General features: G+C 64.5%; 13 protein-coding genes and 1 pseudogene. 6 read left to right on the top strand and 8 right to left on the bottom strand.

All coding sequences use genetic code 11. From position 1 onward, the window contains the following. Positions 1-17: 17 nt before the first annotated feature. Positions 18-602, bottom strand: a complete 585-nt coding sequence (locus MAAFP003_RS20880; protein ID WP_243394167.1) for an LppP/LprE family lipoprotein — start codon at positions 600-602, stop codon at positions 18-20. Between the two features lie 123 nt (positions 603-725). Between MAAFP003_RS20880 and MAAFP003_RS20875 the strand changes: the two genes are divergently transcribed. Together MAAFP003_RS20875 and MAAFP003_RS20870 are read left to right on the top strand one after the other, a co-directional pair. Beyond that, positions 726-2,444 (top strand): DEAD/DEAH box helicase, encoded by a 1,719-nt coding sequence (locus MAAFP003_RS20875; RefSeq protein ID WP_096291307.1) that lies wholly within the window; start codon positions 726-728, stop codon positions 2,442-2,444. Next, entirely contained in the window at positions 2,441-3,580 is a 1,140-nt protein-coding gene (locus MAAFP003_RS20870; protein ID WP_096289638.1) for an acyltransferase family protein, read from the top strand. The genes MAAFP003_RS20875 and MAAFP003_RS20870 overlap by 4 nt, the downstream gene beginning before the upstream one ends. Positions 3,581-3,593: 13 nt before the next feature. Here the strand turns inward: MAAFP003_RS20870 and MAAFP003_RS29715 are convergent, their stop codons facing one another. The 6 genes and pseudogenes from MAAFP003_RS29715 to MAAFP003_RS20845 form a co-directional block, all read right to left on the bottom strand. Beyond that, positions 3,594-4,526 carry a HipA domain-containing protein gene (locus MAAFP003_RS29715; RefSeq protein WP_279304524.1) on the bottom strand — a complete coding sequence of 311 codons (933 nt, stop codon included), beginning with the start codon at positions 4,524-4,526 and terminating at the stop codon, positions 3,594-3,596. Between the two features lie 81 nt (positions 4,527-4,607). Then, positions 4,608-4,913: pseudogene (locus tag MAAFP003_RS30140) on the bottom strand (HipA N-terminal domain-containing protein); the annotation flags it as partial. Further along, positions 4,913-5,218 (bottom strand): helix-turn-helix domain-containing protein, encoded by a 306-nt coding sequence (locus MAAFP003_RS30135; RefSeq protein WP_423790928.1) that lies wholly within the window; start codon positions 5,216-5,218, stop codon positions 4,913-4,915. The gene MAAFP003_RS30135 and the pseudogene MAAFP003_RS30140, both read right to left, overlap by 1 nt. Before the next feature lie 216 nt (positions 5,219-5,434). Further along, a complete protein-coding gene (locus MAAFP003_RS20855; protein ID WP_096291305.1) occupies positions 5,435-6,013 on the bottom strand; it encodes a TetR/AcrR family transcriptional regulator in 579 nt (192 codons plus the stop codon). Next, positions 6,013-7,254, bottom strand: a complete 1,242-nt coding sequence (locus MAAFP003_RS20850; RefSeq protein ID WP_096289635.1) for a cytochrome P450 — start codon at positions 7,252-7,254, stop codon at positions 6,013-6,015. Before MAAFP003_RS20850 ends, MAAFP003_RS20855 begins: the two co-directional genes overlap by 1 nt. Before the next feature lie 295 nt (positions 7,255-7,549). Then, positions 7,550-7,762: a hypothetical protein gene (locus MAAFP003_RS20845; protein WP_133160877.1), complete on the bottom strand. Its 213-nt coding sequence runs from the start codon at positions 7,760-7,762 to the stop codon at positions 7,550-7,552. A gap of 359 nt (positions 7,763-8,121) precedes the next feature. Here MAAFP003_RS20845 and MAAFP003_RS20840 point away from each other — a divergent pair, with 359 nt between their 5' ends. The 4 genes from MAAFP003_RS20840 (at position 8,122) to MAAFP003_RS20825 (ending at position 12,923) form a co-directional block, all read left to right on the top strand. Then, positions 8,122-8,553: an MmpS family transport accessory protein gene (locus MAAFP003_RS20840; RefSeq protein ID WP_096291304.1), complete on the top strand. Its 432-nt coding sequence runs from the start codon at positions 8,122-8,124 to the stop codon at positions 8,551-8,553. Further along, positions 8,550-11,423, top strand: a complete 2,874-nt coding sequence (locus MAAFP003_RS20835) for an MMPL/RND family transporter (protein WP_096289633.1) — start codon at positions 8,550-8,552, stop codon at positions 11,421-11,423. Before MAAFP003_RS20840 ends, MAAFP003_RS20835 begins: the two co-directional genes overlap by 4 nt. Then, complete coding sequence (locus tag MAAFP003_RS20830; protein ID WP_096289632.1) at positions 11,420-12,094, top strand: TetR/AcrR family transcriptional regulator; 675 nt, start codon at positions 11,420-11,422, stop codon at positions 12,092-12,094. Before MAAFP003_RS20835 ends, MAAFP003_RS20830 begins: the two co-directional genes overlap by 4 nt. Before the next feature lie 151 nt (positions 12,095-12,245). Beyond that, a complete protein-coding gene (locus MAAFP003_RS20825) occupies positions 12,246-12,923 on the top strand; it encodes a Crp/Fnr family transcriptional regulator (RefSeq protein WP_096291303.1) in 678 nt (225 codons plus the stop codon). Between the two features lie 71 nt (positions 12,924-12,994). Here MAAFP003_RS20825 and MAAFP003_RS20820 read toward each other — a convergent pair whose 3' ends face one another. Beyond that, on the bottom strand, positions 12,995-14,350 hold the full coding sequence (locus tag MAAFP003_RS20820; RefSeq protein ID WP_096291302.1) for an FAD-binding oxidoreductase: 1,356 nt from the start codon (positions 14,348-14,350) through the stop codon (positions 12,995-12,997). Positions 14,351-14,365: the final 15 nt, after the last annotated feature.

The following is a 14,365-nucleotide window of genomic DNA, read 5'->3' as shown; positions in this document are numbered from 1 at the left end:
CGCGAAGGCGTGCCGGGTCAGTGCCCGGGGCCGTTGCCGATCAGCTCGACGGTGGTGCCGTTCCAATGGAATCGGACGTTGGTGTTCAGGCCGTTGATCCCGCTCGGGTAGGTCAGCGCCACCGTATCGCCGGTGGTCTGCGCGGCGTCGATGCCGTTGAACCCGTAGGTGTCCGGCACGCCCTGCGGGATGAACTGGCCGAGGTGGAACAGCACCGCCCGGGTGGTCGCGTTGACCGCATTGGTGTTGGCCTTGATGATCACGGCCGACAGCTGCGCGCACTGGTTGTAGTTACCGGCCAACGGCTCCGGGTTCCAGGCCTGCTGACTGCGCGGATCGCGGGGCAACTCGGAGACCACCTTGGCGATCGTCGGCGAGGTCAGGTTGACCGCGCAGGGATCGGCCGGCGCGCTGGAACCCGGCGACGCGATTTCGGTCGGCTTGGGAGTGGCGGGTGCGGTGATCGACGCGGTGGACGTGGTGGCCTGCGGCGTCTTGGCCACCGTCGAATCTCCCGATCCGCAGCCGGACAACGTCACGGCGAGCAGGACGCCGACGGTCAGTGGCTCGACACGACACGGTAGGCACCACACATCGCGCAACCGTACCGGCATCGCGTGCGCCGGTGTGACAGGCATGCCGCGCGCCGCGGCGCCCGGCCGATTTCACGACGCCATGCGCCCAGCTGCGCTGTGCTGGCGGTCACCACTAAACTTCTTCCCACGATGACAGTCCCCGACGGCACGCCTGAAGCGGCCGCTACTTCGTTCGCCGACCTGCAGATTCATCCCGACGTCGTGCGGGCGTTAGCCGACGTCGGTTACGAGTCGCCGACCGGGATCCAGGCGGCGACCATTCCGGCACTGATGGCGGGTTCCGACGTGGTCGGCCTGGCGCAGACGGGCACCGGCAAGACGGCGGCCTTCGCCACCCCGATCCTGTCCAAAATCGACGTCACCAGCAAAGCGACCCAGGCCCTTGTGCTGGCGCCCACCCGCGAACTGGCCCTGCAGGTGGCCGAGGCGTTCAGCCGTTACGGCGCCCACCTGCCGCAGCTCAACGTGCTCCCGATCTACGGCGGAGCGTCCTACGGCGTGCAGCTGGCCGGGCTGCGCCGGGGCGCCCAGGTGGTGGTCGGCACCCCGGGCCGCGTGATCGACCACCTCGAGCGCGGAACGCTGGACCTGTCCCGGGTGGACTACCTGGTGCTCGACGAGGCCGACGAGATGCTCACGATGGGTTTCGCCGAGGAGGTCGACCGCATCCTGAGCGAAACTCCGGAGTACAAGCAGGTTGCTCTTTTCTCGGCAACCATGCCGCCGGCGATCCGCAAGATCACCAACAAATATCTGCACGACCCGTTCGAAGTCACGACGAAGGCGAAAACCGCTACCGCCGAGAATATTTCGCAGCGCTACATTCAGGTCGCCGGGCCGCGCAAGATGGACGCGCTGACTCGAATTCTTGAAGTTGAGCCGTTCGAGGCGATGATCGTCTTCGTGCGCACCAAGCAGGCGACCGAGGAGGTGGCCGAAAAGCTGCGGGCCCGAGGCTTTTCCGCGGCTGCCATCAACGGCGATATCGCCCAGGCTCAGCGCGAGCGGACCGTCGCCGCGCTGAAGGACGGCAGCGTCGACATCCTGGTCGCCACCGATGTGGCGGCCAGAGGCCTGGACGTGGAACGCATCTCGCACGTGCTGAACTACGACATCCCGCACGACACCGAGTCCTACGTCCACCGCATCGGACGCACCGGCCGGGCCGGACGTTCGGGCACCGCGCTGTTGTTCGTTTCCCCGCGGGAACGCCATCTGCTCAAGTCGATTGAGAAGGCCACGCGTCAATCGCTGACCGAGTCCGAGCTGCCCACCGTCGAAGACGTCAACGCGCAGCGGGTGTCGAAATTCGCCGACTCCATCACCGCGGCGCTGGGCAATCCGGGCCTCGACCTGTTCCGCAAGCTGGTGCAGGACTACGAGCGCGAGCACGATGTCCCGATGGCCGACATCGCCGCGGCGCTGGCGGTGCAGTCCCGGGACGGCGAAGAGTTCTTGATGGTGCCGGAGCCGCCGCGACAGCGCCGCGAGCGGCCCGAGCGTGACGGTGAGCGTCGGGAACGTCCCGAAAAGTCCAGGGGCACAAGATCGTTTCAGACCTACCGGATCGCCGTCGGCAAGCGGCACAAGATCGGGCCGGGAGCCATCGTCGGCGCCATCGCCAACGAAGGTGGCCTGCACCGCAGCGATTTCGGCCACATCGCCATCGGGTCCGACTTCTCGCTGGTGGAGTTGCCCATCAAGCTGCCGGCGGCGACGCTGAAAAAGCTTGAGAAAACCCGTATCTCGGGTGTGTTGATCGACCTCAAGCCGGACCGCTCGTCCGGCAAGTCCTCGGATAAGCCCCGGCGCGGTGGGCCCAAGCCGCGCAGAAGCGACGCCGGATGACCCTGTCCGACGAACGGGACGCCCAAGGCGGACTCGAGGCTGTCGCGCACGTCGACCGGGTCGCTTCCCTGACCGGTATCCGCGCGGTCGCGGCGATCCTGGTCGTCGGCACCCACGCCGCCTACACCACCGGCAAGTACACGCACGGCTATTGGGGCCTGGTCGGCGCCCGGATGGAGATCGGCGTGCCGATCTTCTTCGTGCTGTCCGGCTTTCTGCTGTTCCGTCCCTGGGTGAAGGCCGCCGTCACCGGTGGACCGTCACCCTCGGTGAGTCGCTATGCGCGGCACCGGGTTCGGCGCATCATGCCGGCCTACGTCATCACCGTGCTGTTCGCGTACGTGCTGTACCACTTCCGCGATGCCGGACCCAACCCCGGGCATTCCTGGCATGGGCTGATCCGCAATCTCACGTTGACGCAGATCTACACCGACGGCTACCTCGGCAAGTATCTGCATCAGGGCCTGACCCAGATGTGGAGCCTCGCGGTCGAGGCGTCCTTCTACGTCATCCTGCCGTTTCTGGCGTACCTGCTGTTGGTGGTGATCTGCCGGCGGCGCTGGCGGCCCCGGTTGCTGGTGGGCACGCTGTTGGCGCTGTCGTTGATCAGCCCGATATGGGTGGTCTTGGTGCACACCGATCATTGGTTCGCCGATGGCGCCCGGCTGTGGCTACCGACCTATCTGGCGTGGTTTCTGGGCGGCATGTTGCTGGCGGTGCTGCAGGCAATGGGGGTGCGCTGCTACGCATTCGCGGCCATCCCGTTGGCGGCCATCTGCTATTTCATCGTCGCGACCCCGATCGGCGGCGCGCCCACCACGTCGCCGGCCTCGACGCCGGAGGCGGTCGTCAAGACGGTGTTCTACGCGGTGATCGCCACTCTGGCGGTGGCCCCGCTGGCGCTCGAGGGCTACGGCTGGTACTGGCAGCTGCTGGCCAGCCGGCCGATGGTGTGGCTCGGCGAGATCTCCTACGAGATCTTCCTGATCCACCTGATCACCATGGAGTTCACGATGGTCTACATCGTGCGCGCCCACGTGTACACCGGGCCGATGCTGTACCTGTTCGTCGCGACGCTGGTGGTGACGATCCCGTTGGCGTGGCTGCTGCACCGCCTCACCCGGGTACCGGGCTGAGTGACATCCCGCTTTAGATAGGTTGCCGTCTCCCGCGGGTTGTCCAGCTGTCTGGGCGATCCACGTTAGGTTTCCATGTTCCTTCGACATGCTGGAGAATCCGCTCGGCCATCCGCGCCGCCGCAACCTCGACAGTCGGTGGCAGCGACCGTACGGCGCGTTCGAATGCGCCGGGGAGCGCTGCTCGGAGTTCGTCCACCCAGGCCACTCCTTCATCCCCTGGTATCCCCAGCCGGCGTCCAACTTTGCGCCAATCGGAACTAGTGACGTCCAGCATTTTCCAGTGATCGCCGATCTTCATCGAGGACCGAAGGCGTTCATGCTGGTCGTACGGCGCAGCGGAAGCCACATCGTATAGCGGTGATATTTGCGCGCGCGAGCCAATGAGGATGAGCGAATAATTCTTTGCGTGGGCGTCCGTTCCACCGATCAGGACGTTGTATGCGAGGGCCTTGAAAAGGCGCTCCGCGTTGACGTCTCGGTCCTCAATTGGCAGCCTGCTCAGCAAATCTGCGATATCGCCGACCCCGGGCCCGCCATCCGATTGATATTTCAGGTTGGGGTGTACCGATAGCGACTGACACATGTCTTCTTGGTGGACTCGGTGCCATCCCGTCTCGTCGGGAAGGCGGTCGTAACGAGTCGATGCCAACACCTGGGTGTCACCGATCTGCATCACCTCGGATTCAGCGGCGAGCAGACCAGCCTCGCGAGCAGCGCGCAGGCACAGCGTCTCGTTGATGTGGTGCTGGGCGTAACGGGCGATGGCGGGCTTGAGGATGACGGTTGTCGGTGTGGAGTCGCGCGGTATTCCGAACTGTCCGGACGCGGGATCACGGAACAACGCGACCTTCGGTTGCGCACCCGGGAGGCTCCACCGCCCCCCGAACCTGCCGGGATCCCAATCGGTTTGGTGAGTGGCGACGTCCTCGACGAGGTCCGCCAAATCGGCTTCACTCAGCCACTGAATATCGCCGTTCCGAGCCTGCGCGTCGGTAGCATCGACGTCCGGTGACAGTATCTGGACTGCGCCCGCTGCGTCCCGGCCGACATGAGCAAGCAGGGCGAAGGGGTTGTTGGGGGACACGTGGTACTGACGGCCCCAACGCTGTCGTACACCTTCACTGTCCGGGAGCAGGCCTTCAAGGTACATCCGAATTGCCTTGTCGCGGTGCCGATTCGCTTGCACGGGTAACGATAGCGACAGCGGGGTCGGCTCGACCCCGCCGACGTACGTGTCATCGTAGAAGAACCCCAGAGTGCCCTGACTGGATTGAGTCAGCGTTCCAGCCGCTGTTCCATCGAGGTAGATCTGCAGCTCCCTGCTCGCCATCAGGGGCTCTTCATTCCGAACAGCGCGGCGAATGGATCAGCTGTCCGAGTGGAGTCAGACCCTTTGGGCCCAGCCCCTCGCTGAAGTTTGGCGCGATCATTCGAGTGAGCCTGCGGTGCAGTCGCCTCGAGGCTCACCCCCAGGACCCGCAGTGCATCGAGTACCCGTTGCGCTTCGAGTCGCGGGTGCCCCTTCTCGAGGCGAACGACCCAGTCACGGCCTGTCTTCAGTCGTGCGGCAAGGTCAGCTTGGGTCATCCCACGGGCAGTTCGCACGGAACGAACGAGTACACCGATATCGCCCATCGTCTTGATCTGCATCTTGGCGCCTCTCTTGTAGTCGTTCGACAACTTTTCAAAGTGTAGCCGTTCGACATCTTTTATAAAAGGCGGCGTTCTGCTACTTTCTGCACGTGGGCGCCTGTTGAAGATCTTGTGCAGCCGTGGAGGGCCGGATTGGCGGCGAGCTCGCCCACCCATTCTCGGTGATTCCAAGCGACACGAGGAGGGGACGGCTGCCAGCTAGCGGGTGCCGACCGGCGCGATGATCGGGACGACGAATTCCTCGATCATCGCCCGCTCGTCGTGCGCGTCGCGTCCCGGATAGGTCAGCAGCGAGACGATCACCCGCACGGTCCAACGGGCTCGGCGTTCGATGGCGGCGGGATCGTCGCGTCCCAGCGAATGCAGGAACGCCGCCGCCAGGGCCGCGATCACGTCGGACTGTCCGGCCAGCTCGCCACCGATCGGCGGACGGGTGGTGGCGAACCACGACGCCAGCGCCGGGCTTTCGCGAACCATGCCCAGCGTGACGAGAATGCTCGCCACCAGCTTTTCGCGGGGGTCCTCGATGCCGCCGGTCCGCTCCATGATGTCGCGGCCCAGCCGGTGCGTCTCGCGGTGAATGTACGCGGTGCGCAGCGCGTCGCGGTTGTCGAAGTACCGGTACAGCGTCGCGCGGGAACAGCCTGCGGCCCTGGCGATTTCGTTCATGCCGATCGAGTTCGAGTCGCGCTGGGTGTAGAGCTGCCCGGCCGCGTCGAGGATGCGGTCCACCGCCGCCTCGCTGCGGCTCGAGGCAAGCCAGTCGTTACCCGGCATCAGGACTTCACGGTGATCGGCACCGACACCGGTCGCCGCACGTAGCTGCCGCCCGCCCACTCGATCGAATCCTCGTCGACGTCGAAATCCGGGCAGCGGGACAGCAATTCGGTCAGCGCGACCCGCGACTGCATTCGTGCCGCCGCCGCGCCCAGGCAGTGATGGGCGCCGTGGCTGAAGGTCAGGATATTGCGCGGGCAGCGGGTGACGTCGAACTCGCCGGCGGATGGCCCGTATTGACGTTCGTCGCGGTTGGCCGAGCCGTACAGCAGCAGCACCCGTCGACCGGCCGGGATGGTGGTGTCGCCGATCGCCACGTCGCGCGTGGTGGTGCGTGCCAACCCCTGCACCGGCGAGGTCAGCCGCAACAGCTCCTCGACGGCATCGGTGATGAGTTCGGGGTTGTCCACCAACAGCTTTCGCTGATCGGGCCGCTGGTGCAGCAGCGGCATCGAACCGCCGAGCATGCCGGTCACGGTGTCGTTGCCGCCGGTGACCATCGTGAAGGTGAACGCCAGAATCGACAGCGTGCCCGAGATGTCGCCGTCGGCTCCCACGCCGGCAGCGACCAGGTGCGAGATGGTGTCGTCGCCCGGCTCGGTCCGGCGGCGCTCGATCAGCCCGGTGAAGTAGGCCATCATCGATCCGACCGCGTCGCCGACGGTTTCCAATGCCCCCGCAACGCCGCCGTCGGCGGTGTTGGCCGCGACGATGGCCTGAGTCCAGCCGTCGAATTGCGCCCAATCCTCTTCGGGCACACCGAGGTAATGCGCGACCACCATCGACGGCAGCGGCTTGAACAGCTCGGCGACGATGTCGCCGCCGCCGTGGGCGCGCAACCCCTCGAGGCGCTCGACGACGAATTGCCGGACCTTGGGCTCCACCGCCTCCACCTGGCGAGGTGTGAACCCGCGCGACACCAGTTTGCGAAACTCGGTGTGAACCGGCGGGTCCTGCATCACGAACGGCGGGTTGTCTTGCAGCCCAATCATTTCCAGGTCACCGTAGTTGACGGTCAGGCCTTGGGCCGAGGAGAACGTCTCGTGGTCGCGGGCGGCAGCCCACACGTCGTCATGCCGGGACAACACGTAGTAATCCTGGTCGGGGTGCTTCGGCGGAACGACATGGTGCACCGGGTCGTGGTCGCGCAGCGCGCGGTACATCGGCCAGGGGTTCGGCCAGGTGTCGGCGTTGGCAAGCGCGAACAGGACCGGTGCGTTATGAGACACAACCGCAGACATGTCTCATTCGTACGACAATTGGCGCAGGTTGTCAACCAAGAATGCCGTGCAGCCTTTCCTCGGCTCGGTGCCGGCAGGAGAGTGTGCCTTGGGTGCGGTCGCGGGTATCAGCGTTATCCATGACCTGTGTCCGCTATTTTCGGCGGTCCTCTGGCACCGCTTCCCAGAAACCGGCGCCTACAACGTCATCGCCCGCAACAGCTAGTTAGGGCGGACGCGAGTTCTGTTCTGTTCCGAGGTCCACCGAAGCGCTCTGCGCGCGAACGGATTACGGCAGCGCGCGACGGTAGAGCGGTTAGCTGGCCATTCCGGCGAAGAACGCGCCGGTAATGAGACCGATGATCATGGCCACGAGCACGTGCCCGAGCGCGGCGGTCACAAAGACCGCACTGATCCCCGCTATGAACAGCATCCAGAGCATGCCTATCCACAGCCGGTGAGCAGTGATCAGCGGCCCCGCGGCTGGGGCCCGACCGACGATCGCCGCACGGTTCTGCCTTCGGATCATTGACCACCCCATCTGTGAGTTCAGCCATAAACTGCCTCAGTTAGTGATCTGAATCATAGCAACGCCAGATGCTGGCTGACCGCCCCGATCGCGGCGGATCAGCGCAGGCTATCGGGCCTTTCGGCGAGGTCTCGCCGGTGCGGTCGTGGTAGAACTTGGCGTTCCCGCCTCGGCGCTTCAGGCAGCCGTGGCCAGCCTTGGTGACGCCGCTCACCGCGCGTGGGCGGGTGTCCGCCCGTATGTGGGGTAAGTTTCTGACGGTCCGGTTATGGAACTCGGGTTCCGTTATGGCGAGGGGCATGGCTACTCGACTGCCATGCCTTGAATGAACGAAGCAGGGGGCGGGGGGGCATGCAGTGTTGTACCGGCTGATGAAGCGCTTCTGGATCCCCATGGTTCTTGTTGTCGTGGTCGCGCTCGGCGCCTACGCCATCGTCCGCATTCACGGGTCTACAGGACCGCGAGCGCCGAAGTCGGCTGAGGGGTCAGGGATTACCGCGAACTTCAACCCGAAGCACATCACCTACGAAATCAGCGGGTCCGGCGGCACCGCGAACCTCAACTACCTCGATGAGAACGGTCAACCCCACCTCATCGAAAACACGCCGCTGCCTTGGTCGTTCACTATCGTGACGACACTGCCCTCGATGTCGGCCAACGTCATGGCTCAGGGTGACCGAAACGTCAGTGACCTTCGATGCCGGGTCACGGTCGACGGCGACGTGCGCGACGACCGGGCCAGCACCGACTTGGTCAAACCGTTCATCTACTGCTTGGTGAAATCCGTATGAGCATCCAACATTCGAAGCCCCATCGTCCGTTCTTGGGGCGGATGGTCCGGGTCTTCTCGCTGCCGATCATCGTGTTCTGGGTGCTCGTCGCGGTCGGCCTGGGCATCCTGGTCCCGTCACTCGACGACGTCGCGGCGAGCCGGTCGGTGCCGATGAGCCCGACCGACGCGCCGTCCTATCGGGCGATGCTGAACATCGGCAAGGTCTTTCACCAGTACGATTCGGATTCTTCGGCGATGGTCGTGCTCGAGGGGAAAGACAAGCTCGGCGATTCCGCGCATAAGTTCTACGACGAGATCGTCGCGAAGCTGACTGCCGATCACCAGCATGTGCAGAACGTTCAGGATTTCTGGAGTGATCCGCTGACCGCGGCGGGCTCGCAGAGCGTGGACGGCAAGTCCGCCTACGTGCAGATCTTCCTCAACGGCTCGCAGGGCACTAGTGAAAGCCATGAGTCGGTGGCTGCTGTTCGTCAGATCGTCGCTTCGGTGCCCGCGCCTCCGGGTATCGAGGCCCATGTCGCGGGCAACAGTGTGCTCAACGCCGATACCAGCGTCGCGGGGCACCAAAGCATGGCGACGATGGAGTTGGTGTCGGTCGCCGTCATCGTCGTGATGCTGCTCGCCATCTACCGCTCGGTCGTGACGATGCTGGTGTCCATGGTCATCATCGGGCTGGAACTCTTTGCCGCACAGGGTGTTACAGCCGGAGCGGGTTACCTGCACATCATCGGTTTGACCCCGTACGCGGTGAGCATGGTGACCATGCTGGCCTTGGCCGCCGGAACGGACTATGTGATCTTCCTGCTGGGCCGATATCAAGAGGAAAGATCGAAAGGCTTGGATCGCGAAGACGCGTTCTACGTGGCCTATCACGGTGTCTCGCACGTTATTCTGGGTTCCGGCTTGACGATTGCGGGTGCCACCATGTGCCTGAGCTTCACCAGACTGCCGTACTTCAATACCATGGGTTTGCCGTGCGCGATGTCGGTCTTGGTGGTCATCGCCGCGGCGCTGACGCTGGCACCGGCGATTCTCACGGTGGGGTCCAGATTTGGTCTGCTCGACGCCAAACGTGAACTCTCGACGCGGAGTTGGCGCAGGGTCGGCACCGCGGTCGTCCGGTGGCCGATCCCGATCATCTTTGTGACCACCATGGTCGCCGTCATCGGCTTCGTCAGCCTGCTGACTTACGTACCGCAATACAACGACCAGAAGTTCACCCCCGCCGACATGCCCGCCAACCTCGCAATGGGCGTCGCGGACCGGCACTTCTCCCAGGCTCGGATGAACCCGGAATTGTTGATGCTGCAGGCCGATCACGACCTGCGCGACCCCGCGGACATGCTTGTCATCGACCGGGTCGCCAAGAACGTGGCACACATGCGGGGCATCGACCGGGTGCAGACCATCACCCGCCCATTGGGTGCACCGATCGATCACAGTTCCATCCCGTTCATGCTCGGTGCGCAAAACGCCGGCACCCTGCAAGCCGCCAAGTTCAACAACGACAACTCGGCTCAAATGCTCGAGCAGGCCGACGAGATGAGCAGGACCGTCGCCAGCATGGAGCGCATGTACACCATCACCTCCGAGCTGACCGCGACCACACACAGCATGGTCGGCCGCACGCACGAGATGCTGGAAACCACCAAGGAGTTGCGCAACAACATCTCCGACTTCGAGGATTTCTTCCGGCCACTGCGTAGCTACTTCTATTGGGAGAAGCACTGCTTCGACATCCCGATCTGCTGGTCACTGCGCTCCATCTTCGACACCATCGACGGCATCGACGCGCTCAGTGACCAGATCCAGGGGCTCACAACCGATCTGGACCGCATGGATCAGTTGATGCCACAGATGTTGCCAATTCTGAGGTCGACCATCGACTCGATGACAAAGATGCGCGACTTCATGATCGCGACCCACAGCACCATGGCCGGCACCCAGGCCCAGCAACAGGAATTGGCCAAGGGCGCGACCGAGATTGGCCTGTACTTCGACCAGGCCAAGAACGACGACTTCTTCTACCTGCCACCGGATGTGTTTCAAAACCCCGATTTCAAACGTGGCCTGAAGATGTTCGTCTCGCCCGACGGCAAAGCGATCCGCTTCATCATCACCCACCAGGGCGACCCCGCCTCTACCGAAGGCATCGCACACGTCCGCGACCTCAAAGGTGTCGTGGCGGACGCCGTCAAGAGCACCCCACTAGCCAACGCGAAGGTTTCGCTTGCCGGCACCGCGTCGATGTACGCCGATATGCAGGACGGCGTCAAGACCGACCTGATGATCGCTGTCATCGCGTCGATGATCCTGATCTTCGCGATCATGTTGGTGATCACCCGCAGTCTGGTGGCAGCACTGGTGATCGTCGGCACCGTGGCCGCGTCGCTGGGCACCGCATGCGGGCTGTCCGTGCTGCTGTGGCAAGACATCCTGGGCTTGGGAGTGCAATGGATCGTAATCCCGCTGTCCATCGTTATCCTGCTGGCAGTGGGCTCGGACTACAACTTGCTTGTGGTCTCTCGCCTCAAAGAGGAGATACACGCAGGTCTCAACACCGGCATCATCCGAGGTATGGGCGCAACCGGACGCGTCGTCACCGCGGCTGGAATGGTGTTCGCGTTTACCATGATGTCAATGATCGTCAGCGACCTGCGTGTCATCGGCCAACTGGGCATGACCATCGGCATCGGCCTCGTCGTCGATACGTTGATCGTGCGTGCGTTCATGACCCCATCGATCGCCGCGGCACTCGGCCGCTGGTTCTGGTGGCCCCTGAACACCTTCAAAATCGTCACGAGGACGCGTCCCGGGCGGCATTCTGACGACAGCACCGCGCCAATCCCGCTGCTGGCAACCAGATGAGTGACACGCGAACGTCTGGTCGACCCGAGGACTGTATCGCCGAACCCGAGTCCAAGCTGCGCCAACGCACCAGCGGGCGCCTCGACCGGTCACGTGATCCCGCAATCCTCAACGCTGCCTTGGAGATTCTGGCCGAACAAGGCTATAGCGCCACCAACATGAACGACATCGCCGCGCGTGCCGGTGTCGGTAAAGCTGCTATCTATCGCCGCTGGTCATCGAAGACGGCACTGATCACCGACGCGTTGGTCTATTGGCGACCGCATCTGTTGGACGACGGCCCGCCCGATACCGGCAGCCTATCGGGTGATCTGCAGGTCATCGTCGAGCGTGTAGCCCGCAACGACGACGACCTGATCTCCAATGACCTGATCCTGCGCGTCGGGTTGGAAGCTGCCCAGGATCCCGATATGGCTTCTGCGCTCGACGAATTGATTCTCTTCAAAGGCCGCCGCGTGCTGTCAGCCATTTTCACCCAAGCTGCCGACCGCGGCGAGATAGCCGGCGACCGTGATTGGTCACTGGTCGCCGACGTGATCGTGGCGATGGGTCTGCTACGGGCCCTGAGCGGCCAGACCGTCGACGCCGATTTAGTGCGGAACGTCATCGATACGCTTGTGCTGCCGGCAGTCACCCGCCCCTCCAGTGCTGCCGGACCCGATCGGTCGTAACTCGCGAGGCCTGCGCACACCCGGCCAAAGCCAGGGTTAGATGAGCTAACATTCTTCGTGAACACCACGCCGGGAAGGTGCGCGAAACATGGTTGTGCCGCAGCCCTCACACCGGACTTCCCGTGACGCCGCGGACGCGAAAGGCGCTCTGGTGCAAGATGTTCTAGCGCGAGTTGCAATGCTGCACGGCGTTGGCCCCGACGCCCTTGCCGTCCTGGCGGGCGAGCTCGAGCAGGTGAGCTTCCCGCCCCGCCGCACCGTGTTCACCGAAGGCGAACCAGGCAACGACTTGTACGTCGTGCTCGCCGGGAAAGTCAAAGTCGTGCGTAAGACTCCAGACGGCCGCGAAACCCTGATCGCAGTGCTCGGCCCGACTGACATGTTCGGCGAGCTCGCCCTGTTCGATCCGGGACCACGAACCTCGACCGTAGCCACGTTGACCGAAGTACAGGCAGTGCGGATGGACCGCGGTGCGCTGCGGGCCTGGACCGCCGCCTACCCCAGCATGGCCGAACGACTCCTCACAATGCTGGCCCGCCGACTACGACGCACCAACGACACGCTGTGCGACCTGATCTTCACCGACGTTCCGGGCCGGGTGGCCAAACAATTGCTCTACCAGGCGCAGCGATTCGGGGGGGTCGGCACCGAACAAACGCTCAGCGTCGTGCTCAATCTCACCCAAGAAGAGTTGGCTCAACTCCTTGGCTCCTCCCGTGAGACGGTCAACAAAGCACTCTCCGACTTCACTCAGCGCGGCTGGATCCGCCAAGAAGGCAAGACCCTCTTCATCCTTGCTCCCGAAAAACTCGCCCACCGCGCCCGCTGATCATTCACGCCGGGATTCCCTTCACCGTCTGGGCACACCGCCAACCCGCCGCCGCACGCCGACCCGTAGAACTAGATCGCCGCGCCGGGGTTGAGGATGCCCAGCGGGTCCAGGGCCTGTTTGATGCGCTGGTTGAGCGCCATCACCTCGGGCCCGAGGTAGCCGTCCAGCCAGGGCCGCTTCAGCCGGCCCACCCCGTGCTCGCCGGTGATGGTGCCACCCAATCCGACTGCCAGGTCCATGATTTCGCCGAACGCGAGCTGGGCGCGCGCGGCCATCGCGGCGTCGGCGGGGTCGAACACGATCAGCGGGTGGGTGTTGCCGTCGCCGGCGTGGGCGATCACCGAGATCATCAGGTCGCGCTGCGCGGCGATGTGGGCAATCCCGGTCACCAGCTTCCCCAGCGCGGGAAGCGGCACCCCGACGTCTTCGAGCAGCAGCGAACCCTTGGCCTCGACGGCGGGGATACAGAACCGGCGCGCGGCCACAAACGCCTCGCCCTCGGCCGGATCGTCGGTAGTGAAAACGTCCGTTGCCTTGTTCTCGGCGAATATCGAGGCGATCAGTTCGGCGTCCTGGCCGCTGGCGCGGCCGCGCTCATCGGAGCCGGCCACCAACATCGCGGCGGCCCCACGGTCCAGGTCCATGCGCAAGATGTCCTCGACGGCGTTGATCGCCGCCGAATCCATGAACTCCAGCATTGCGGGCCGCAGCCGCGACGTGACGCCCAGCACCGCGTCGACGGCCGACTCCACCGAGGCGAAGCTGGCCACCACGACGCTCGACGTGTTCTGCGCGGGCAGCAGCCGCAGCGTCACCTCCGTGACGACGCCCAGCGTGCCTTCACTGCCGACGAACAGCTTGGTCAGCGACAGCCCCGCGACGTCCTTCAACCGCGGACCACCCAGCCGCACCGCGGTGCCGTCGGCCAGCACCACCTGCATCCCCAGCACGTAGTCGGTGGTGACGCCGTATTTCACGCAGCACAGGCCGCCGGCGTTGGTGGCGATATTGCCGCCGATGCTGCAGATTTCATACGACGACGGGTCCGGCGGATACCACAGGCCGTGCTCGGCGACGGCCTTCTTCACCTCGGCGTTGAGCAGCCCGGGCTGGCATACCGCGGTCCGGGTGACCGGGTCGATGGTGATGTCGCGCATCTTCTCGGTCGACAGCACGATCCCGTTGGCCAGCGCCGTCGCCCCGCCCGACAAGCCGGTGCCGGCCCCGCGCGGCACGACGGGCACCCGGTGGGCGGTGGCCCAGCGCAACACTTTCTGCACGTCTTCGGTGCAGCGCACCCGCACCACGGCCAGCGGCGTGCCGGCCGCCGGATCGAAGGCGCGGTCGTGGCGATAGCCGTCGGTAATGGTCGGGTCGGTGACCACCATCCCGTCCGGTAGATCGGCGATCAGGCCGGCCAGCATGTCTTCATTGACTGT

The organism is Mycobacterium ahvazicum (assembly GCF_900176255.2).
Lineage (GTDB): Bacteria > Actinomycetota > Actinomycetes > Mycobacteriales > Mycobacteriaceae > Mycobacterium > Mycobacterium ahvazicum.
This window is presented reverse-complemented; position numbering and strand designations above follow the sequence as displayed.